Source organism: Pseudomonas sp. 86_A (assembly GCF_017491705.1).
Lineage (GTDB): Bacteria > Pseudomonadota > Gammaproteobacteria > Pseudomonadales > Pseudomonadaceae > Aquipseudomonas > Aquipseudomonas koreensis.
In genome coordinates, this window is sequence record NZ_JAFGYS010000001.1 from 150,984 (window position 1) to 170,430 (window position 19,447).

At 61.3% G+C, this 19,447-nt stretch carries 22 protein-coding genes and 2 pseudogenes; 10 read left to right on the forward strand and 14 right to left on the reverse strand.

Features of this window, described 5'->3' with window-relative positions; translation table 11 throughout:
* Positions 1–85: 85 nt before the first annotated feature.
* From J5M57_RS00655 to J5M57_RS00675, 5 genes are all read right to left on the reverse strand, one after another.
* Entirely contained in the window at positions 86–1,450 is a 1,365-nt protein-coding gene (locus tag J5M57_RS00655) for an MFS transporter (RefSeq protein WP_207849793.1), read from the reverse strand.
* Positions 1,451–1,609: 159 nt separating this feature from the next.
* Positions 1,610–3,043 carry an NAD-dependent succinate-semialdehyde dehydrogenase gene (locus tag J5M57_RS00660; RefSeq protein WP_207849794.1) on the reverse strand — a complete coding sequence of 478 codons (1,434 nt, stop codon included), beginning with the start codon at positions 3,041–3,043 and terminating at the stop codon, positions 1,610–1,612.
* On the reverse strand, positions 3,040–4,074 hold the full coding sequence (locus J5M57_RS00665; protein ID WP_169841391.1) for an aldo/keto reductase: 1,035 nt from the start codon (positions 4,072–4,074) through the stop codon (positions 3,040–3,042). The genes J5M57_RS00660 and J5M57_RS00665 overlap by 4 nt, the downstream gene beginning before the upstream one ends.
* A 10-nt stretch (positions 4,075–4,084) precedes the next feature.
* Positions 4,085–4,597 carry a formaldehyde-activating enzyme gene (fae, locus tag J5M57_RS00670; RefSeq protein WP_169841390.1) on the reverse strand — a complete coding sequence of 171 codons (513 nt, stop codon included), beginning with the start codon at positions 4,595–4,597 and terminating at the stop codon, positions 4,085–4,087.
* A gap of 330 nt (positions 4,598–4,927) precedes the next feature.
* On the reverse strand, positions 4,928–5,263 hold the full coding sequence (locus tag J5M57_RS00675; protein WP_103484181.1) for a hypothetical protein: 336 nt from the start codon (positions 5,261–5,263) through the stop codon (positions 4,928–4,930).
* A gap of 186 nt (positions 5,264–5,449) precedes the next feature.
* On the opposite strand from J5M57_RS00675, the gene J5M57_RS00680 reads away from it, so the two are divergent.
* Positions 5,450–5,689 carry a hypothetical protein gene (locus J5M57_RS00680; RefSeq protein WP_083368803.1) on the forward strand — a complete coding sequence of 80 codons (240 nt, stop codon included), beginning with the start codon at positions 5,450–5,452 and terminating at the stop codon, positions 5,687–5,689.
* Positions 5,690–5,748: 59 nt separating this feature from the next.
* Here J5M57_RS00680 and J5M57_RS28875 read toward each other — a convergent pair.
* A pseudogene (locus J5M57_RS28875) lies at positions 5,749–5,947 on the reverse strand (DUF2188 domain-containing protein).
* 223 nt (positions 5,948–6,170) lie between these two features.
* Here J5M57_RS28875 and J5M57_RS00685 point away from each other — a divergent pair.
* A complete protein-coding gene (locus J5M57_RS00685; protein WP_083368802.1) occupies positions 6,171–6,533 on the forward strand; it encodes an NUDIX hydrolase in 363 nt (120 codons plus the stop codon).
* A 4-nt stretch (positions 6,534–6,537) separates the two neighbouring features.
* Here the strand turns inward: J5M57_RS00685 and J5M57_RS00690 are convergent, their stop codons facing one another.
* From J5M57_RS00690 to J5M57_RS00700, 3 genes are all read right to left on the reverse strand, one after another.
* Complete coding sequence (locus tag J5M57_RS00690; protein WP_207849795.1) at positions 6,538–6,780, reverse strand: DUF1652 domain-containing protein; 243 nt, start codon at positions 6,778–6,780, stop codon at positions 6,538–6,540.
* Between the two features lie 110 nt (positions 6,781–6,890).
* Positions 6,891–7,790: a polysaccharide deacetylase family protein gene (locus J5M57_RS00695; protein WP_207849796.1), complete on the reverse strand. Its 900-nt coding sequence runs from the start codon at positions 7,788–7,790 to the stop codon at positions 6,891–6,893.
* A gap of 131 nt (positions 7,791–7,921) precedes the next feature.
* Positions 7,922–8,869 carry an ABC transporter substrate-binding protein gene (locus J5M57_RS00700; RefSeq protein ID WP_083368800.1) on the reverse strand — a complete coding sequence of 316 codons (948 nt, stop codon included), beginning with the start codon at positions 8,867–8,869 and terminating at the stop codon, positions 7,922–7,924.
* A gap of 290 nt (positions 8,870–9,159) precedes the next feature.
* Here J5M57_RS00700 and J5M57_RS00705 point away from each other — a divergent pair, with 290 nt between their 5' ends.
* The 4 genes from J5M57_RS00705 to J5M57_RS00720 all read left to right on the forward strand — a co-directional run bounded on the left by J5M57_RS00705 (position 9,160) and on the right by J5M57_RS00720 (position 12,304).
* Entirely contained in the window at positions 9,160–10,146 is a 987-nt protein-coding gene (locus tag J5M57_RS00705) for an aliphatic sulfonate ABC transporter substrate-binding protein (RefSeq protein WP_207849797.1), read from the forward strand.
* A 60-nt stretch (positions 10,147–10,206) separates the two neighbouring features.
* Positions 10,207–11,049, forward strand: coding sequence for an ABC transporter permease (locus J5M57_RS00710; protein ID WP_083368798.1), 843 nt, complete (start codon positions 10,207–10,209; stop codon positions 11,047–11,049).
* A 48-nt stretch (positions 11,050–11,097) separates the two neighbouring features.
* The gene (locus tag J5M57_RS00715; protein ID WP_207849798.1) at positions 11,098–11,778 is read left to right on the forward strand and encodes an SOS response-associated peptidase family protein; all 681 of its coding nucleotides are present in this window, start codon (positions 11,098–11,100) and stop codon (positions 11,776–11,778) included.
* A 253-nt stretch (positions 11,779–12,031) separates the two neighbouring features.
* Positions 12,032–12,304, forward strand: a complete 273-nt coding sequence (locus J5M57_RS00720) for a hypothetical protein (RefSeq protein WP_064587960.1) — start codon at positions 12,032–12,034, stop codon at positions 12,302–12,304.
* Between the two features lie 47 nt (positions 12,305–12,351).
* On the opposite strand, the gene J5M57_RS00725 is transcribed toward J5M57_RS00720, so the two are convergent.
* Together J5M57_RS00725 and J5M57_RS00730 are read right to left on the reverse strand one after the other, a co-directional pair.
* Positions 12,352–12,495, reverse strand: a complete 144-nt coding sequence (locus J5M57_RS00725) for a hypothetical protein (RefSeq protein WP_207849799.1) — start codon at positions 12,493–12,495, stop codon at positions 12,352–12,354.
* 66 nt (positions 12,496–12,561) lie between these two features.
* A pseudogene (locus J5M57_RS00730) lies at positions 12,562–12,750 on the reverse strand (AzlD domain-containing protein); the annotation flags it as partial.
* Positions 12,751–12,810: 60 nt separating this feature from the next.
* On the opposite strand from J5M57_RS00730, the gene J5M57_RS00735 reads away from it, so the two are divergent.
* Positions 12,811–13,197 carry a DUF2784 domain-containing protein gene (locus J5M57_RS00735; protein WP_207849800.1) on the forward strand — a complete coding sequence of 129 codons (387 nt, stop codon included), beginning with the start codon at positions 12,811–12,813 and terminating at the stop codon, positions 13,195–13,197.
* Here the strand turns inward: J5M57_RS00735 and J5M57_RS00740 are convergent.
* Complete coding sequence (locus J5M57_RS00740; RefSeq protein ID WP_083368794.1) at positions 13,194–13,721, reverse strand: DUF3087 domain-containing protein; 528 nt, start codon at positions 13,719–13,721, stop codon at positions 13,194–13,196. The genes J5M57_RS00735 and J5M57_RS00740 overlap by 4 nt on opposite strands.
* A 222-nt stretch (positions 13,722–13,943) precedes the next feature.
* Between J5M57_RS00740 and ppnN the strand changes: the two genes are divergently transcribed.
* On the forward strand, positions 13,944–15,317 hold the full coding sequence (ppnN, locus tag J5M57_RS00745) for a nucleotide 5'-monophosphate nucleosidase PpnN (protein WP_064587963.1): 1,374 nt from the start codon (positions 13,944–13,946) through the stop codon (positions 15,315–15,317).
* Positions 15,318–15,494: 177 nt separating this feature from the next.
* A complete protein-coding gene (locus J5M57_RS00750) occupies positions 15,495–16,229 on the forward strand; it encodes a transporter substrate-binding domain-containing protein (RefSeq protein WP_169841379.1) in 735 nt (244 codons plus the stop codon).
* A 133-nt stretch (positions 16,230–16,362) separates the two neighbouring features.
* Here J5M57_RS00750 and J5M57_RS00755 read toward each other — a convergent pair whose 3' ends face one another.
* Together J5M57_RS00755 and J5M57_RS00760 are read right to left on the reverse strand one after the other, a co-directional pair.
* Complete coding sequence (locus tag J5M57_RS00755) at positions 16,363–17,757, reverse strand: FAD/NAD(P)-binding protein (protein ID WP_207849801.1); 1,395 nt, start codon at positions 17,755–17,757, stop codon at positions 16,363–16,365.
* Positions 17,758–18,321: an XRE family transcriptional regulator gene (locus tag J5M57_RS00760; protein WP_064587966.1), complete on the reverse strand. Its 564-nt coding sequence runs from the start codon at positions 18,319–18,321 to the stop codon at positions 17,758–17,760.
* A gap of 85 nt (positions 18,322–18,406) precedes the next feature.
* Between J5M57_RS00760 and J5M57_RS00765 the strand changes: the two genes are divergently transcribed.
* Positions 18,407–19,345 carry a DMT family transporter gene (locus J5M57_RS00765; protein WP_207849802.1) on the forward strand — a complete coding sequence of 313 codons (939 nt, stop codon included), beginning with the start codon at positions 18,407–18,409 and terminating at the stop codon, positions 19,343–19,345.
* The last annotated feature ends 102 nt before the right edge of the window (positions 19,346–19,447 follow it).

A 19,447-nucleotide genomic window follows, 5' to 3' on the forward strand; every position in this document is an offset into this window, starting at 1 on the left:
AGTGAGCCTGCTCGCGATAGCAGTCTTTCAGCCAGCATCCATTTTGGATGTCAGTCCCTCATCGCGAGCAGGCTCACGCCTATAGTCAGATTTGTGTCGCCACTTTGGTCACTGTGGTGACGCTCCCCTCCACCGGACTCTGCGCCTTGCACGCCTGACTCAGCGTCAGCGACTTGGTCTCCGGCGCCCACGCCCACGACAGCCATGCGCCAATCGCCAGGATCGCCGCAAGAATGCCCATGGTCGGACTCAAACCAATCCCCGCCACACTCACCGGCAGCAGAAAGGTGCTGACCGCCGAGCCCAAACGGCTGACCGCGGTGGCCAGGCCAATGCCGCTGGCACGCACTTCAGTCGGGAAGCTTTCCGCCGGGAATACCCCGACCAGATTGCTCACCGCCGACAGCACCAACGTGAACACGCCGAACACCAGCACCATCAACCACGCCGCGCTACCCGGCAGCACCGCCAGCAGGAACAGCGCCACCGCGAGGATGATGAACGAGTTGATCAGGAAGCCACGACGGCTGAACTTGATCGTGCACCAGATGCCGATCAACGCGCCGAGGATCAGCAGCAGGTTGAGCATCAGTTCGGTGCCGAAGCCTTCGGCCAGGCCCATCTTCTGCAGGATCGACGGCAGGAACGTGTAGATCGCGAAGTACGGCATCACGATGCAGACGAAGAACAGGCAGTTGAACGCCGTGCGTTTGCGGTACTCGCGGCTGAACAGCACCGCGTAGCCAGAGCGGGTTTCCGTGCTGCGGGTTTCGTCCAGCTCGACGTTGTCGCCCAGATGCTTTTTGACGATCGCCCGCGCCTCGGCAATGCGCCCCTGATTGACCAGCCAGCGCGGTGATTCCGGCGTGCCGATGCGTGCAAGCAGAATCAGTGCCGCCGGGATCGCCGACGACGCGAGCATCCAGCGCCAGGCGTCATCGCCCAGGCTGAGCATCGCCGTGCCGACGAAGGTCGCGGCAACGTAACCAAAGGTCCAGATCACGCTGAACGAACCGAGCAGCACGCCGCGATGTTTCTTCGGCGAGAACTCGGCGAGCATCGCGTGACCGACACTGAAATCGCCACCCAGGCCGATGCCGATCAACACCCGGCAAAGGAACAGGCTCATCGCGCTTTCGACGTAGAACTGCATTACCGAGGCGATGGTGATCAGCACGAAGCTGACCAGGAAGATTTTCTGCCGGCCAACCTTGTCCGAGATCCAGCCGAAAAACAGACTGCCGAGAAACAGCCCGATCAGCGCCGACGCGCCGATCAAGCCCTGCCAGAACGCATCCAGCTGCATCTGCGGGCTGAGCAAGGTGAATGCGATGCCGATCAGGCCAAGGATGTAGCCGTCGGTGAAGTGCGCGCCGAAGGTCAGGCCGGCGATCTTGATATGAAACCGGCCGATGGGCAGGTCGTCGATTTTTACCGGTTGAGCGGACATGTTCGTCTCCAATTGTTGTTATTGACGGAGAAACCGATTGCTCTTGCTTCTTCTGTAGGAGTGAGCCTGCTCGCGATAGCAGTATGTCAGTCAAAGCCGTATTGCCTGATGCACCGTCATCGCGAGCAGGCTCACTCCTACAAGGGGTGGTGGTGGGGGTCAGAGGCCACCCATCAACAGGTATTTGATCTCCAGATAGTCATCCAGACCGTACTTCGAACCCTCGCGCCCGAGGCCCGATTCCTTGATGCCACCGAACGGCGCCACTTCCGTGGAAATGATCCCTTCGTTGATCCCGACCATCCCTGCTTCCAGCCCTTCAGCCATGCGCCAGACCCGGCCGATGTCGCGGCTGTAGAAGTACGCCGACAGACCGAATGGCGTGTCGTTAGCCAGCGCCAGCACCTCGGCCTCATCCTTGAAGCGGAAGCACGCGGCCACCGGGCCGAAGGTTTCGTCCTGAGCGATCAGCATGTCGCCGTTGACCTCAGTGAGGATGGTCGGCTCATAGAAGGTGCCGCCGAGTGCATGGCGACGACCGCCACACAGCAGCGTGGCGCCCTTCTCCAGCGCATCGCTGACATGGCTTTCGACCTTGGCCAGCGCGGCGCTGTTGATCAGCGGGCCTTGCTCGGTTTCACCCTCCAGCGCACTGCCGACGCGCATCGCAGCCACCGCTTCGGCGAGTTTGCCGGTGAAAGCTTCGTAGACGCTGTCCTGAATGAAGAAGCGATTGACGCAGACGCAGGTCTGCCCGGTGTTGCGGAATTTCGAGGCCATCGCGCCTCTGACGGCGGCGTCCAGATCGGCGTCGTCGAAGACAATGAACGGCGCGTTGCCACCCAGTTCCAGCGAGACTTTTTTCAGGGTGTCGGCGGCCTGACGCATCAGCAATTTGCCGGTGCGTGTGGAGCCGGTGAACGACAGTTTGCGCACGATGCTCGAGGCTTGCAGCGCGCCGCCAATCGCCACCGCGTCGCCAGACACGATGTTGAACACGCCCGCCGGAATCCCGGCCCGCTCGGCCAACACCGCCAGAGCAAATGCCGACAGCGGTGTCTCTTCCGATGGTTTGAGAATCATCGTGCAACCCGCCGCCAGCGCCGGGCCGACCTTGCGGGTGACCATCGCCAGCGGGAAATTCCATGGGGTGATCGCCGCGACCACGCCAATGGCTTCCTTGACCACGATGATCCGCGCATCGGCCTTGTGGCTTGGGATCACATCGCCGTAGGCACGCTTGGCTTCCTCGCCGAACCACTCGAGAAAACTCGCGGCGTAGGCCACTTCGCCCATGGCCTCGGCCAGCGGTTTGCCCTGTTCGCGGCTGAGCAGCGTTGCCAAGTCCTTTTGGTTGGCCAGCATCAGATCGCTCCAGCGTTTCAGGCGCTGGCTGCGTTCCTTGGCGGTGAGTTTGCGCCACGCCGGCAGTGCGCGGTTGGCGGCGTCGATGGCCAGATTGGTTGCTTCGGCGCCAGCCTTTTGCACGTCGGCAATCAGCTCGCCGTTGGCCGGGTTGCGCACCGCGTAGGTCGCGCCACCCTGCCCCCATTGGCCATCAATGAAGTTGCCGTGACGGATCAGCTCGCTCATGCCACCGCTCCCTGCAAAGTGAAACGCTCAAGCCCCGGACGCGCCGTGCGCAGGATACGTTTGCCGGCGGTGTAATCGTTGATCACGTCGCACGGGGTGTAATTGCGCTCCAGTTCGTGCAACTCATCGGCATCCAGTTTTGTTTCCAACGCCGCCAGTGCGCTGTCGAACTGCGCGGTGGTGTCGGCGCCGACCAGCATGCAATCGACCCCCGGATGATTGGCCACCCACGCCTGGGCGATCTGCGCGTTCGACACGCCACGGGCGCGGGCCACGCGCTGCACCGAATGAGCGATTTCGAACGAGGCTTCGTCGCTGTACATCTGCTGGGTGAAGAAGTCGGTCTGGTTGCGGGTCGACTGCACGTCGCCGGTCAGCAGACCACGGGCCAGCGGACTGAACACCGAGACGCCGATGCCCTGGTCGCGGCAGAACGGAATCATCTCGCGCTCTTCTTCGCGGTAGGCGCAGTTCAGCTGCAATTGCATGTTGATCGGCTTGACCCAGCCGTTGCGTTCGCAAGCCATGAGGATCTTCGCCAGTTGTCCGGTGAGCATGGTCGACACGCCGATGTAACGCGCCTTGCCGGAACGCACGATGTCGTTCAGCGCGCCCATGGTCTCTTCGACCGGGGTGTTGACATCGAAGTAATGCAGCATGAACACGTCGACGTAATCCATGTCCAGGCGCTTCAGCGAGGCATCGATGCTGTCCATGATGTGTTTGCGCGAATGGCCGCTGGCGTTGATCCCGCTGCGGGTGCCGTAGCCGACCTTGGTGGTGATCACCAGATCGTCGCGGCGGGCCAGGCGCTTGACGATGCGCCCGACCACTTCTTCGCCGACACCGGCGGAATAGAAGTCCGCCAGGTCGATGAAGTTGACGCCGTTGTCCAGCGCATGGGCGACGATCGGTTCGCTCTGTTTTTCATTGAAGATCCACGGTTTCCAGTCTGGCGTGCCCATGTTCATGGTGCCCAGGCACAGGCGGGAGACTTGCAGGCCGGAGTTGCCCAAACGAATGTATTGCATGGCGCGGACCTCAGGCTTTTGGCGTGTAGAAAGGGTTGCTGATGTGGTTGACCACATCGGCCAGTTGCGCAGTTTCCGGTTTGCCGGTGAGGGCGGCGCGGATCGCGGTGCGGCAGGCGTTGTAGTTGTTCCGGTAGACCGCATCGAGGTCATCGCAGGCCGGGTTGACCCAGTTGGCGGTGACGATCGCCCATTCATCTTCGGCTTCCGCCGGCAACGTGCCGTCGAGCAGCGCTTCAAGCACGGCTTTGGCAATCCCGGCCTGCGATGCGCCCCAGGTGGCGTTGCCGTGCAGGTCGCTGCTGATCGCGGCCTTGTTCACGTACAGGGTCATCGGCTTGACCGGAATGTTCGGCTGCGCGATCACCATGAACGGGCAATGGCCCTGGCTCGGCGACGCCAGGCTGTTGGCGAACGCCTGCCCGGCCGGGCCGTTGCGCGGGCCGATCAGGATGTTGATGTGTGCGGCGTTCACGCCCGGGCCTTCGAAACCTTCACCGATGTACAGGTCGAGTTCTTTCATCAGTCATTACTCTTTTGCGATGTGAGGGAGGGTCGATAGCTCACGCGGGCCGAGTGGCCAGTGCGCTCAATAACGGGCGTGGGGAGATGCGGCGGGGAACATGGGGCATGGCTGCAAACGCTCTTTGGTTGTTATTGATGAGCTGTGTTTGCGATTTTTTAACACCGGGGTTTGCGAGGGCTGTAACCATTAAAAATCATGGGGCCATGAGTTTTTTTCATAGCCTTGCAAATGAACAACGTGGCTTGCGCAAAACGCAAAAAAAAAAGCAGAAACCGTTGCTCCGGTTTCTGCTTTTTTGTCGCTGGCTGTCGTAACTGAAGACGTGCGTTACAGGCAGTCACGCACCGATTTGCGCAACGACCCGGACTTGGCCCATGGCGGTCCCTGATACAGGGAAACGCGGCTGCCGTCCTTGTATTTGATGATGTCGAGAATCTCGTCAGCGGTGACAAGGCTCGGCGCCTTGATACGGTAGCCGTTGGAAATCGACGTCTGCGTGGTCTTCGGAATGTCCTGCTGCCACAACGGCAACAAGCACGCGGCATAGTCTTTAGGCGCCTTGGTGGTGGTCTTGCTGAGGTTTGGCTCGCCCGGTACCAGCGATGCGGGTAATGAGCAACCTGCCAGCAATGCCAACGCCAAAATCCCGATCCATATCCGCATGGTGTTTCCCTGATCTGAAAAAACGCGAATGTACCGTGTTACCGGGCGCACTTCCATCGTGGCACGACGTCCGCAAGGGTATTTGGACAAACATTTACATCCGATCAGCCCAGTGGCAGACGAGCTGTACGTCGCCGGCGAAAAATGCGACTACTCTGTTCTACCGAGAAGGTTCCGGAGGTGATCATGCGGCTCAATCCATACGAACACGAACTTCAGCGCGACCTGCAGGCCGTTGCATCGGATCTGCGCTGGTCGGCGGTCGACCTCAAGCGCATTGCCGAACAACTGCGCAAGAGCGGCAACGAAGCAGATGCCCAGGCGGTGCTGAGGTCTTGCGAGGTCCTGCAAAGTGATGAAGAACGGTTGCAGTTGTACGCCAGGGAAGTGAAGACGCGCTCCATCAGCCGAATTAAAATTCACTGACTTCCCCTCCGCTCACAAAAAGCCCCGGCATCGACCGGGGCTCTTTCGTTAGATGGGTTTCAACGCTCGGTGTGACTTTGCGCCCGCGCCGAGCGTTGTTTGTAACCCGGCAACGCGGCGGCGTACGCCAGCGCCTCTTCTCTGCTACCAAATGAAGCAAGCCGGTCGCCCTGGGTACAAACCCGCCATGGGCCCATTGTTTACGCTGAGTACGTCGTAGCCGTTGATGTGCATCTTGTTCAATACAGGAATGCTCATGGGCACCTCCTTTTTTGCCAACGATTGATTCAGCCCTACCGTTTTACCTTACACCCTGCTGCCAGCAATGTGCCGACCGGGTGTCGCGACCGCCAGGCGCCCAAGCGCTGGCACTTTTCGTTCGACCCGATGCTCCAAACTTCGACGGAACCTTCAATCCGCGAAGCGGCTCGGATATTGCAGATTTATTTCACTTTTGTGACAAGTGGCAAACAGGTAACAGATGAAAATACGCGCCACCGTCATTTGCGAACAGGATCGACACATTCTCCTGGTGCGCAAACCCCGATGCCGCTGGACATTGCCCGGCGGCAAAGTCGAGCCCGGTGAAAGCAAAGCCGGGGCGGCAACCCGCGAGTTGCAGGAAGAAACCGCGCTCGATGCCGAGCAAATGCTGTACCTGATGGAGTTACACAGCGGCAGCACCCAGCATCATGTCTACGAGGCCTCGGTGCTGGACTTTGAGCAATTGCGCCCGCAAAACGAAATCACCGAATGCATCTGGCATCCGCTGGACGCGGTGCAGAATCTGCCCACCAGCGACGCGACGCTGCGCATCGTGCAGGCGTTTCAGCGACGCTTGTAGGGTTTCAACCGGCGAATGCCCGGCGCCCGGCGCGCATTTCCGTGCGCAACTCGCCAACGAAATTGGAAACGTCGCGGATCGTCTTCAGGTGTTCCGGCGACACGCCATTGAGCAACAACTCGACTCGCCCGGAGTCAGGCTCGTACACCTTGATCCGCAACAGTCCCTGCTCCGACTTTGTGCATTCGCATTTAAGCAACGGAAAGCCGGATTCGACTATCCGGCAAATGTCGTCAATGGCTAGCATGGGGCGCACGCCTCGCAGGCGATGAGTCGGTCGACCGGTTGAGCATAGATGAGCGCTCGACAACCTGCCGCCCTGGCAACTGCCAACCCGATCACATATTTGACGCTGCCTCAGTGGGCGTCATGGTCCCAAATCCAGTTCCAGATTCCCGGCAATTGCACTGCCTCCGAACTCTGCTGAACCGTGCGCGCCAACGCCGCTTTCTGCAGCGCCGCGTGGTCGTCGTAAAACGGCTTGTCCGCCAGTCGCACGCCCGTGGCGGCGGCACTGTCGAGGAGGATTTGCAGGTATTCGCGGGTGTGCCGCGCGGTGTAGCGGTTGAGGTCGTGAAAGGTCACCACCACCGGAATCACCCCGTCCACGGTGGGAAATTCGCCGAGAGCAATCCGCTCGCGGACTTCCGATAGCTGACGCAGCATGTTCGCCCGACGCCTCGGGCTGGCGTTGAAGCCCCAGATCTTGCCGTCGTTGGCGCTCAAATCGGTCAACAACACATGCAAGCCGTGTTGCTGATAGGCCGCGAAGGTGCGCTTGTCGTAGTTCCAGAACGGTGGACGCAGCAAGACCGGCGCGGCCCCGGTGATCGCCGCGATATCGGCCGTGCCGTTGGTCAACGACTGTTCCAGTTCCTGCGGGTCGAGCGAACGATGATTGGTGTGCCAATGGGTGGCGGTGTGGAAACCCAGGATGTGCCCTTCGGCGTGTTCGCGACGCATGATGCCGCGACCAATCTCACTGTTGCCGGCCCGGGGGGCGCGGGTCTGTACGAAGAACACCGCTTTGATGTCCGCTTGCACCGGGTTGACCTTGAGGCTGTCGAGCACCGTCGCCGACGGGTTCCAGAAGCTCGAAGCACTGGGACCGTCATCGAACGTCAGCAGGAAGCGCACCGGCGCCTGGGCCTTGAGGCGGGTTTCGGTCTGCGCGGTCAACTCGACGGGCGCGGCAATGCAGCCGGCCAGCCCAAGCGCGATGGCCGCTGCACAAAGAAGGTTGAACGCGTATCTCATGTTTTGCCTGGCACCTGACCCTTGCGGTCCTGTTGTCGTCTGGCAAAACTCCGTCGCCCTGATCCATCCCTGTGCCCGGCTGTGCGAGCCCGGGTGGGATAGGTTACACAGGGTTTGGTTCCGGCGCTCGCTCAGTCAGCCAGGGCGTGCTGGAACGAGGTGTCGATGATCCCGGCGGTGGCCAGCGGCGCCGGCAATGCCTTGACCTTGAACAGGAAGTCCGCGGTGCTTTGCAGGTCGGCCGCCGCCTGTTGATCCACCGGTCCGACGCTCATGTGCGCCTGGCGCAACCAGTGCCGCGACACCTGCTGATCGAGGTTGGCCTTCTTCGCCCACAGGTCAGCGTATTCGTCGGTATGGCTGTCGACCCAGGCACGCGCCCGTTTCAAACGTCCGAGAAAATCGGCAATCGCCTCGCGTTTGCTGTCGATTGATGGCGCCGACGCGGCAATGGCACTGAGGCCGGGCATGAGGTTCTTCGCCGTAAGAATTGGCCGCGCCCCGGAAAACACGATTTGCTGCGAGATGTACGGCTCCCATACCGGGAAGGCATCGATGCTGCCCTGGGGTAGCGCCGCCGCGGCATCGATCGGCATCAACTTGACGAAGTCGACGTAGTTTTCCGGCAAACCGCCCTGCTCCAGCGCGCGCAAGGTCAGTTGCTGACTCCAGGCGCCGGGCCAATAGGCGACCTTTTTGCCCTTCAGGTCGGCGATGGTTTTCACCGGTGAATCTTTCGGCACCAGCAACGCGATGGTGTCAGGGTTCTGCCGCGACACCCCGATCAGTTTCACCGGCGCCTGTTTGGCGGCGAGAAACAGAAAACCGGAGTCCCCGAGAAAGCCCAGATCCAGCGAGCCGGTCTGCAACGCCTCGGCCAATGGCGCAGCGGCCTGGAAATGTTTCCAGTCGACGCTGTACGGCGCATCTTTCAATACCCCGGAAGCCTCGATCGAGGCGCGGATGTTGTAGTAGTTCTGATCACCGACGTGCAGGACCAACGGCTCAGCAGCGTAGGAAAGCGGTGTGGTGAACAGTCCAGCAATCAGTGTCATGCGGAGGAATCTAGAGAGCTTCATGGCGGGTCCTGCGATAGATGTTGCATAGACCATAACGCTCTTGATGGACCATTTTTAAATTCGATTAATGCATAAGCTCAGCACCCTGAATGCTGACTGTTCGCGGGGCAACAGCCCCTTGGCACACTGTTGTTCCGGCAACAGTTGAACGGCGCCAAAACGGGACGAACTCCCATAAATACGGGCCTCCGAACACATGGCACAGAGCCTGCAATATTCCATTCATGCAGGACGCAGCTGATAAAAATATCTTTTTGGACATAAAAACAGTGCCTTTGCCGGAGCGCCCCATGACATCGTTCTTACCGTTTTCCCGTCTCAAAACGCTGCTGGTCGCCAGCGCCATGGCGCTGAGCCTGCAGCCGCTGGCCCACGCAATCGAAGCGGCGCCCGCCGAGGTGCATCTGGATTACGCCTATTACTCCCCGGTGAGTCTGGTGCTCAAGCATTTCGGCTTCCTCGAAAAAGCCCTGCCGCAAACCAAAGTCAGCTGGGTACTCAGCCAGGGCAGTAACCGTTCGCTGGAATATCTGAATAGCGGCGGCGTCGATTTCGCCTCCAGCGCCAGCCTCGCTGCCGTGCTGAGCCGCGCCAACGGCAGCCCGATCAAATCGGTCTACGTCTACAGCCGCGCCGAATGGACGGCCCTGGTGGTGCGCAAAGACTCGCCACACCAGAGCATCGCCGATCTCAAGGGCAAGAAAATCGCCGCCACCAAAGGCACCGATCCTTACCTGTTCACCCTGCGCAGCCTGCAACAGGCCGGGCTGAAGAAAGACGATGTGGAGCTGGTGCACCTGCAACACCCGGATGGTCGTACTGCGCTGGAAAAGGGTGACGTCGATGCCTGGGCCGGGCTCGATCCGCACATGGCCGCCAGTCAGGTGCAGGCCGGTTCGCGTCTGCTGTATCGCAACCCGGCGTTCAACAGCTATGGCGTGGTCAGCGTCACCGAGCAGTACGCCAAAGAACATCCGCAAACCATCGACACCGTGATCAAAGCCTACGAGCAAGCGCGGCAGTGGGCGCTGAAGAACCCGGACGAGTTCGCAGCCCTGCTCGCCAAGGAATCCGGTCTGCCGCTGGACGTGGCCAAACTGCAACTGTCGCGCACCGACCTGAGCAGCCCGCAACTCACCGCCAACGACGTGCAGGCATCCAAGGCGGCGGCGCCGATTCTGGTTTCCGAGGAGCTGGTGCGGCGCGGGGTAAATGTCGATCAAGTCATCGATCAGTTGCTCGACAGCGGTGTGCAGCAAGCCGTCGCCCGCCAGTAACCCAGCAGACTCACCGCGAACCCGCGCCTGACGCGGTTTCACGGTGAGCGGAGCCCGCGTATGACCACACGCAGTAATGAACTGCCCGCGCCTCGAACGTTGCCGAGGCCGCGCCCTTCCCCCCTCAACCCCACGTGGCGACGGCGCCTGAAAGGTCTGGCGCTGCCGCTGCTGATCGTGGTCGCCCTGGAATTCATCGTGCGCATCGGCTGGCTGCCGTCTTACCAAATGCCCGCACCCAGTGAAATCGCCCTGACCCTTACCGACCTTGCGCAAGGCGCACTGTGGAAACACATGGGTGCCAGCCTGATCCGCGTGTTGCTCGGGTTTGCGATTGGCGCCAGCCTGGCCCTGGTGTTTGCTGCCTGGGTCGGTCTGAGCCGCGAGGCCGAGGCATATCTGGAGCCGACGTTCGCTGCGCTGCGTTCGATTCCGAGCCTGGCCTGGGTGCCGTTGTTGCTGCTGTGGCTGGGCATCGACGAAACGTCGAAAATCGTCCTGATCGCCATCGGCGCGTTCTTTCCGGTCTACGTCAATGTGGTCGCGGCAATTCGCAACATCGATCGCAAACTGGTGGAGGTCGGACGCATTTATGGCTTCAGCCGCTGGCAACTGGTGCGGCGGATTCTGCTGCCCGCCGCCCTGCCCGGCCTGTTCACCGGGCTGCGCAGCGGCATGAGCCTGGCGTGGATGTTTCTGGTGGCCGCCGAGCTGATCGCCGCGACCAAAGGGCTGGGCTATCTGCTCAGCGACGGCCGTGAAACGTCACGGCCGGATATCGTGCTGGCTGCGATCATCGTGCTCGCCTTGCTGGGTAAACTCAGCGACGGTTTGCTCGCAGTAGTTGAACGCCGCTGGCTGGTCTGGCGCGACACGTTCACCGGTCAGGAGGCGAAGGATTGATTGGCCAGCGCCAACTAAGCTGAAAGCGTCCAACCGGAGATTCGGCTCATGTGCGGAAGACTCTCGCAGTACCGCGGCATTCACGACTTCGTCGCGGTGCTGAGCATTCCCGATGCGCTGATCAATCACGTCGGCGACGCGCCGCTGGATCGCTACAACGCGGCGCCGACCACTGCACTGGCGGTCCTGCATCAGCACGAGCAACAGGTCTGTGCCGACAACCTGCGCTGGGGCTGGCGCCCGCACTGGGCCAAAGACCGCGCCGCGCCGATCAACGCCCGCGTAGAGAAAGTCGCCCACGGGCCATTTTTCCGGGCGATCTGGCGCCATCGGCTGATCGTGCCGATCGACAACTGGTTTGAATGGGTCGATACCCCGGACGGCGGGCGACAGCCGTGGCTGATCCGACGGGCCGACCACGGGCCGGTTTTCTGCGCGGCCATCGGCCAGTTTCCGACACCCGGCACGCAGGCCCGGGAAGACGATGGTTTCGTGATCATCACCGCCGACAGCGCCGGTGGCTTGCTCGATATCCATGATCGACGACCGATCGTGCTGTGCACCGATCTGGCGCGCGAATGGCTCGACCCGGCAACACCCGTTGAGCGTGCTGAACAAATGCTGCTGTTCGAGGGCGAAAGCAGCGAAGCCTTCGCCTGGCACAAGGTCGACAAGGCGGTTGGCAATTCACGTAATCAAGGCGCCCACCTGATTGAAGCAATCACCTGACAATCCCCTGCCCTTACGCGTTTCTTCAGATGACGCAAGATCTTTACAGGTGCTGTTTCAATGCTGAGACAACCGGAAGAAAACAGTCGTTTGAGCGAAATAACCGCCTGTCTGACATTTCAACCGTCATACATACTTTTACATTCGCTACAGCTAGCATGCGCGCCGCATTTCCAATTGGCATACCAGTTGACCAAAGAGTCAAGAAACCAGGAATCCCCTACAACTTTAACAAGCCTTGCAGAGAACTAAGTTGCGCGACGATTTTGCAATCAAACAGGCCAACGGCCTGGAGTGTATCTATCTGTCCATGACAGAACGCTTTCAACTCGACTGTTTTATCGGCCACTACATCAAGACCCGAAACCTGCGTTCAGTGCCGGACATCGAACGCGTCCTGCGTACCACACTCGAAAACTATCCCGGCCACCCACCGGTGATGGTCAACGAACTCAATGCGTGGATCGACAGGACCCTCGGCTACCGGGCGTCACACCCGGACTTCTCGAAGCTGGAAGACCTCTGAACAACGAAAAAGCCCCGCAATCGCGGGGCTTTTTTTGCAAATTGGCGTTAGAACTTCACATCGGGCCCTGTGAGTTCCTTGTCATCATCGTGCTTCCAGGTCTGCTCCTTGCGCTTTTCACGCTCGATCTCTTCTTCGGTCGGTTCATCGACATTTTCGTCTTCATCCACACGCTCTTGCTCAGTCGTCATGTCCACCTCGCTCTGGATAAAAGCCACCTGAATCCTTTAAGCGTAGAACAATTTTACCGTTGCAACTTACAACCACCCGCGCAGTAAAAAGCTCATCGCCCTGCTCAATAGCAGGCTGAGCAACGTATTACGGGTGAACAACACACGTCCGATCGCCCCCCGCGAACTAAGCAAATATAGTTTGTCCCACTGCAAATTGAACACGATGCGCCCACAGATTGCTGTCAACATTCCCGGTACAGCATTAAATCGCAGCGCCCCGCGGCCGCTGCCGGCGTACCATGGAGCCCTTCACAATCGCGTCAGGGAGACGACATGCTGTACCGAATCGCAGCCGACGGGCTGGTGCTGTTTCACCTTTGCTTCATTTTGTTCGTGCTGTTCGGCGGGCTGCTGGTGCTCAAGTGGCCGCGTGTGATGTGGCTGCATTTGCCGGCGGCGGCATGGGGCGTGGCGGTCGAGGTGTTGCACCTGACCTGTCCGCTGACCTACTGGGAAAACCTGATGCGCCACGCCGCCGGGCAGACCGAATACGCCGGCGGCTTCATCGAGCACTACATCTGGCCGATCATCTACCCCGCCGGCCTGACGCCGCAGATCCAGCTGGCATTGGGCAGCGTTGTGCTGGTGATCAACCTGCTGGTCTATGGTCGCCTGATCCGCGCGTGGAAACTGCGCCGCGCCAGCCGGATCCCGTTTTAACCCGCAGCCGGTTTCAACGCCGTCAGCCAGGCCGGATCCAGGCGTTTCTGGTCGATCTCCAGACCCAGCGCCTGCATCCGCTCTTTATGCGCCTCGACTTCCCGATGCAACTGCGCATGATCGCTGGAGTTGCCGTCAAGTTCGTGCATCTGGGTCAGCCCCAGATGGTAGAAACGCAGCACCTTCATCGCGGTCGGATCGTTTTGCTCGACCGCCGCCGTCACCTGATGCATCACATTGGTCACGCTCATCAGACTGCGCTTGAGCCGCCAGCTATAGACCGCCGGCGCCATCCACGCCTGATGCCAGAACTGCCCGCGCATCAGCGCCGCCGTCAGCAGCAACGCGACGAACACCCCGCCGACGTTGAAGCGCAGATTATCCCCGCCGGGTTCGCCGAACAGCGCCACCGCCGCCGTGGAAAAACCCATCGCCAGCACCAGGAACAGCACGGCAATGATCAGCGTGCTGCGGCGGGTCTGCTGGCGAAACGTTGCTGCGTCCATCGGCTGGATCTCGAACATCGGGCATGACTTCCTTGAGCGATAAAAAGGGCAACGGAAAAAACTCGCTGGGCATTATCGCCTCTGTGCACGATTTAGCTATGCTGGGGGCCCTTTTCATCTTTTCAGCGTCCAACGGGGACATGGCGGTACAGCGCAGATCGTGCCATCTTCATTCATGGATACACACTATTCGGATGCCATCCGCCGGTTTGGGGATGACATCGTTTTAAGGATCATTGCATGACCCAACGACACGTAATCAATGCCTCGGTCAGCCCGAAAGGCAGCCTGGAAACCCTTTCTCAACGTGAAGTTCAGCAACTGAGCGAAGCCGGATCCGGCAGCACCTACACCCTCTTCCGCCAGTGCGCCCTGGCCATCCTCAATACCGGCGCCCATGTCGACAACGCGAAAACCATTCTGGAAGCCTACAAGGACTTCGAAATCCGCATTCACCAGCAGGATCGCGGCGTGCGCCTGGAACTGCTGAACGCTCCGGCCGATGCCTTCGTCGACGGTGAAATGATCGCCAGCACCCGCGAGATGCTGTTCAGCGCCCTGCGCGACATCGTCTACACCGAAAACGAACTCGACAGCCAACGCATCGACCTCAGCACGTCGCAAGGCATCAGCGACTACGTCTTCCACCTGCTGCGCAACGCGCGCACCCTGCGCCCGGGCGTCGAGCCGAAAATCGTCGTGTGCTGGGGCGGTCATTCGATCAACACCGAAGAATACAAATACACCAAGAAAGTCGGCCACGAACTGGGCCTGCGCAGCCTCGACATCTGCACCGGTTGCGGCCCCGGCGTGATGAAAGGCCCGATGAAGGGCGCGACCATCGCCCACGCCAAACAACGCATCCACGGTGGCCGCTACCTCGGCCTGACCGAGCCGGGCATCATCGCGGCCGAAGCGCCGAACCCGATCGTCAATGAGCTGGTGATCCTGCCGGACATCGAGAAGCGTCTGGAAGCGTTCGTCCGTGTCGGCCACGGCATCATCATCTTCCCCGGCGGCGCCGGCACCGCCGAAGAGTTCCTGTACCTGCTGGGCATCCTGATGCACCCGGACAACGAAGGCCTGCCGTTCCCGGTGATCCTGACCGGGCCGAAACATGCCGCGCCGTACCTGGAGCAACTCGACGCATTCGTCATCGCCACCCTCGGCGACGCGGCCAAGCAGCACTATCAGATCATCATCGACGACCCGGCCGAAGTCGCCCGGCAGATGACCGCCGGCCTCAAAGCGGTGAAGCAGTTCCGCCGCGAGCGCAACGACGCGTTCCACTTCAACTGGCTGCTGAAGATCGACGAAAGCTTCCAGCGTCCGTTCGATCCGACCCACGAAAACATGGCCAATCTCAAGCTGCACCGCGACCAGCCGCCCCACGAACTGGCGGCCAACCTGCGTCGCGCGTTCTCCGGGATCGTGGCCGGCAACGTCAAGGACAAGGGCATCCGTCTGATTGAAGAACACGGGCCGTACCAAATCCGCGGTGACGCGGCGATCATGCAACCGCTCGACGCGCTGCTCAAAGCCTTCGTCGCTCAGCACCGGATGAAACTCCCGGGCGGCGCGGCGTACGTGCCGTGCTATCGCGTGGTGGCGTAACCCGCACCGCTGACGCACCTCCCTGTGGGAGCCAGCCTGCTGGCTCCCACAATTGTTATGGCGGATCCCTGCGCAGCCAAACAGCCTTTGTTTCTGACACAAAAGCCCCGTACATTCCTCACGACAGCCGCCCTCGGCCCGTACTAAGCTTCGCGATCAATTGTTCAGGGACGATTCATGAAACGGATTGCCGCGTGCCTGCTGTCACTCCTGGCCCTCGCGGCCAATGCGGCGGATCTGCAACTGCTCACCGACAACCACCCGCCCCTGCATTTTCAGCAAGGCGATCAACTGGTGGGTTACGGCGTGGATGTGGTGCGCGCCCTGGCCGCACAGGTCGGCGACCGCATCAGCCTGCAACAAGTGCCGTTGCTGCGTGCCCTGCGCACTGCCAGCGAAACCCCGAATACCGGCGTGTTCACCGTCCTGCGGACCGATGAGCGCGATGAACGCTTCCAATGGGTCGGGCCGCTGATCGAAGTCGAAACGGCCCTCTACGGTCATGCCTATAACCAACCACGCGTACGCTCCCTGCAGGAGGCTGATCAGGCGGGTCGCATCAGCGTGCCGCGCAAATGGCTGATCTACAGCTACCTGCAACAGCAAAACCTGAAGAACCTCGAAGGCGTTGAAACGCCTGAGCAGATGATGCGCCTGTTCAGCCTCGGCCGGACCGACTTCGTGGTCTCCGACACCCTGTCCACCGCCGCACTGGCCCGAACCCAGGGCATGGAACCGGGGCGCTTGCAGTATCAGATCCCGCTGCGGCATCAGGACACTTACATTGCCTTCTCGCTGCAGACCGATCCGCAGCAGGTCGCGCGCTGGCAAAAGGCACTGGAAACCTTGCGCGCCGATGGCAGCCTGGAGCAGATCCGCCAGCGCTGGTTGATGAATGCGCTGCCGAGATGACTGAGCTGCCCCGTTCAACTGTAGGAGTGAGCCTGCTCGCGATAGCGTCAGCCCCTTCAGCAATGAGGTGACTGACCCACCGCTATCGCGAGCAGGCTCACTCCTACAGGGATCTGTGCAAGTCGGTCTGCTTTCAATCCACCAGCCGCGCCGCCAACGCCTTCGCCTGCAACGCCACATCCGTCACCGCCGTACTCTCCCACCACATCCCGCGCAGCGGTGGCCCCATGGCGAACAATCGGCTGCCGGCCTGCCCTTCGGCATCCAGCACGGCACCGTCCACCGCCGCCGCAATCCCCAACGCCAGCGGCCCCGGCCGCACCAGTCCGCGCGCCAGCAACTGCTGCGGCAGTGGCCGCGCAACGCGGCGCCAGTCGTACTCGATACCGCTGGAATTGATCAGCGCCGCCCCGTGCACCACACAGGTGTCGGCTTCACCACGGCGTCGAAGGCGAATACTCACGCCAGCGCCCGACGCAGGCTCAAGCCCCTTGAACGACGCTGCCTGAATCCGCAATCGCCCGTCACGGTGCAGACGCTCGACCAACGCGGCACTCAGCGGCGGCGACCGGTGATGATGACTCTCCCACCACGGCCGCACATGCCGTACGAATTGTCGCCGCTGCACGTCAGTGGCCTGACTCCACAGCCGTCCGATATGTGCGCGCACGGTGTCCAGCGGTGCCTGCCAGTCGATGCCCTGGGCGATGGCATCCCGGCATTGCCTGCGCAATTCACGCAGCAATTGCCGGGGCGTGCGGATGCTCGGGTCTTCGGCGAGAAAATCCACCCACGTCGGCGGTTGCCGGCGCACATGGGGCAACAGACCGTGACGGGAAAACACTTCGATCGGCCCGCGATGCCCGGCCTGTTCCAGCGAAACCACCGCATCGACCATGGTCAGCCCCGAGCCGATGATCAGCACCGTCGATTGCGCATCGAGCTGGCGCATGGCCGCGACATCCCACGGATCGAGCGCGGCGGCATTCAGGCCACTGGAGTTTTTCTGCGGCGTGCGCGCGGCCGGGAACATGCCAGTGGCAAGCACCGCGTACGCAGCGCTCAAGCGCCGACCATCGTTCAAGGTCAGCTGTACCGAATCGACAGCGGTTTGCAGATCGACCACCTCGGCACACACATGCTCGAGCGTCGAACCGTGCTGCGCACCCGCGAGCCGCGCCTGCGCCAGACGCTGTTGCACGTACACGCCAAACAGGCCGCGCGGCGGAAACAGCTCACTGACCGGCACCTTCTGCTCGGCAGACTCGGGCCAGCCACCGCCGGCAATGTGCGTGGTCAGCCATTGGGTCAGGTCATCGGGGTTATCCGGGTCGACACTCATCCGCGCCGCATTGCCGTTCAGCGTATGGCCCAGTTCGACCGCGCTGTAGGCTTCACCGCGGCCGAGTTCGGCGCGCGGCTCGATGATCAGGATCCGGCGCTGGCCGGGGCGCCGCAACAATTGCACGGCCAGCATGGTGCCGCTGAGGCCACCGCCGATGATCAGGATGTCTGCACACTCACTCATTCAAATCACCACGTTACGCACAAACCGCGTCGCCACGTCGCCGTCGTTGCGATAGCTGTGCGGCTGGTTGCTGGCAAACATGAAAAACTCGCCGGTGGCGATCTGCTGCCGTTGCTCACCGAGCATCAGGGTCAGGCAGCCCTCGAATACGTAGATCTGCTCGCTCCAGCCATCGGCGTCCGGTTGCGAGGGGTAAACCTCGCCCGGTTGCAGACACCACTCCCACTGCTCGACCTCACGGGTGGCGGTGGCCTTGGACAGCAGCACCGCTTTGCTGCCGGGAATGGTGCCGGCCCACGCGACTTCGTTGATGCGGCTCGGGTCGCGGGCGTCGGGAGCCTGGATCAGGTCGCTGAAGGCCACATCGAGTGCCTCGGCAACGCGGTCGAGGGTGGTCAGGCTGACATTCTTTTCCCCGGCCTCGATCGCCACCAGCATGCGCCGACTGACACCGGACTTTTCGGCCAGCGCGGTCTGGCTCATGTCGGCCGCATGGCGCAGGCGCCGGACGTTCAGGCTGACGTGTTGCAGGACGGACGCCCGTTGGCTGGAATCTTTGTGCACTATATTGCTCACTCGGTGGGGTTGGGCAGTATACTGCGCAACGTTGGACGCATTGTGCGTCCTGCCTTTTATAGTGCGCAAGGTCATGACGTCAGCAAACGACTCCTCCTCCCCTATTCGCTTCTCCCGCTTCAGCAAGGCCGAGTGCGTGCTGGTGCTGATCACCATGGTCTGGGGCGGTACGTTCCTGCTGGTGCAACACGCCATGACCGTCAGCGGCCCGATGTTCTTCGTCGGTTTGCGCTTCTCCGCAGCGGCCGCCATCGTCGCGCTGTTCTCCTGGCGGCACTTGCGCGCACTGACCCTGTTCGAACTCAAGGCCGGCGCGTTCATCGGTGTAGCGATCATGCTGGGTTACGGCTTGCAGACGGTGGGCCTGCAGACGATCCCGAGCAGCCAGTCGGCCTTCATCACCGCGTTGTACGTGCCCTTTGTGCCGTTGCTGCAATGGCTGGTACTGGGGCGTCGACCGGGGCTGATGCCGAGCATCGGCATCATGCTCGCGTTTACCGGTTTGATGCTGCTGTCCGGGCCGTCCGGCGCGTCGCTGAATTTCAGCCCCGGCGAGATTGCCACGCTGATCAGCGCCATCGCGATTGCCGCCGAAATCATTCTGATCAGCACCTACGCCGGCCAGGTCGATGTACGCCGGGTGACCGTGGTGCAACTGGCGGCGACGTCAGTGCTGTCGTTCCTGCTGGTGGTGCCGACCGGCGAGGCGATTCCGGATTTTTCCTGGACGCTGCTGGTGACGACGCTGGGCCTGGGCGCGGCGAGTGCGGCGATTCAGGTGGCGATGAACTGGGCGCAAAAAAGCGTTTCGCCGACCCGTGCGACCTTGATCTACGCCGGTGAGCCGGTGTGGGCCGGCATCGTCGGGCGGATCGCCGGGGAGCGCTTGCCGGCGATTGCGCTGCTGGGTGCCGGGTTGATCGTGGCGGCGGTGATTGTCAGCGAGCTGAAGACCAAGGGTAAGGTTGACGTCGAAGTTGAAGGTGCCTTGGAAAACGACAGCGGCAATTGAAAGCGAAGATCAAAAGATCGCAGCCTTCGGCAGCTCCTACAGGGACATGCATTCCAATGTAGGAGCTGCCGAAGGCTGCGATCTTTTCGCTTTGGAAACAGA

Coding starts and splice junctions, on each gene's coding strand:
- J5M57_RS00680 (WP_083368803.1), top strand. CDS start 5,450: ATGCGGCTCAATCCATACGAACACGAACTTCAGCGCGACCTGCAGGCC.
- J5M57_RS00715 (WP_207849798.1), top strand. CDS start 11,098: ATGTGCGGAAGACTCTCGCAGTACCGCGGCATTCACGACTTCGTCGCG.
- J5M57_RS00765 (WP_207849802.1), top strand. CDS start 18,407: ATGACGTCAGCAAACGACTCCTCCTCCCCTATTCGCTTCTCCCGCTTC.
- J5M57_RS00700 (WP_083368800.1), bottom strand. CDS start 8,869: ATGAAGCTCTCTAGATTCCTCCGCATGACACTGATTGCTGGACTGTTC.
- J5M57_RS00675 (WP_103484181.1), bottom strand. CDS start 5,263: ATGCGGATATGGATCGGGATTTTGGCGTTGGCATTGCTGGCAGGTTGC.
- fae (WP_169841390.1), bottom strand. CDS start 4,597: ATGAAAGAACTCGACCTGTACATCGGTGAAGGTTTCGAAGGCCCGGGC.
- J5M57_RS00660 (WP_207849794.1), bottom strand. CDS start 3,043: ATGAGCGAGCTGATCCGTCACGGCAACTTCATTGATGGCCAATGGGGG.
- J5M57_RS00685 (WP_083368802.1), top strand. CDS start 6,171: ATGAAAATACGCGCCACCGTCATTTGCGAACAGGATCGACACATTCTC.
- ppnN (WP_064587963.1), top strand. CDS start 13,944: ATGACCCAACGACACGTAATCAATGCCTCGGTCAGCCCGAAAGGCAGC.
- J5M57_RS00740 (WP_083368794.1), bottom strand. CDS start 13,721: ATGTTCGAGATCCAGCCGATGGACGCAGCAACGTTTCGCCAGCAGACC.
- J5M57_RS00705 (WP_207849797.1), top strand. CDS start 9,160: ATGACATCGTTCTTACCGTTTTCCCGTCTCAAAACGCTGCTGGTCGCC.
- J5M57_RS00735 (WP_207849800.1), top strand. CDS start 12,811: ATGCTGTACCGAATCGCAGCCGACGGGCTGGTGCTGTTTCACCTTTGC.
- J5M57_RS00690 (WP_207849795.1), bottom strand. CDS start 6,780: ATGCTAGCCATTGACGACATTTGCCGGATAGTCGAATCCGGCTTTCCG.
- J5M57_RS00755 (WP_207849801.1), bottom strand. CDS start 17,757: ATGAGTGAGTGTGCAGACATCCTGATCATCGGCGGTGGCCTCAGCGGC.
- J5M57_RS00655 (WP_207849793.1), bottom strand. CDS start 1,450: ATGTCCGCTCAACCGGTAAAAATCGACGACCTGCCCATCGGCCGGTTT.
- J5M57_RS00710 (WP_083368798.1), top strand. CDS start 10,207: ATGACCACACGCAGTAATGAACTGCCCGCGCCTCGAACGTTGCCGAGG.
- J5M57_RS00695 (WP_207849796.1), bottom strand. CDS start 7,790: ATGAGATACGCGTTCAACCTTCTTTGTGCAGCGGCCATCGCGCTTGGG.
- J5M57_RS00725 (WP_207849799.1), bottom strand. CDS start 12,495: ATGACGACTGAGCAAGAGCGTGTGGATGAAGACGAAAATGTCGATGAA.
- J5M57_RS00665 (WP_169841391.1), bottom strand. CDS start 4,074: ATGCAATACATTCGTTTGGGCAACTCCGGCCTGCAAGTCTCCCGCCTG.
- J5M57_RS00750 (WP_169841379.1), top strand. CDS start 15,495: ATGAAACGGATTGCCGCGTGCCTGCTGTCACTCCTGGCCCTCGCGGCC.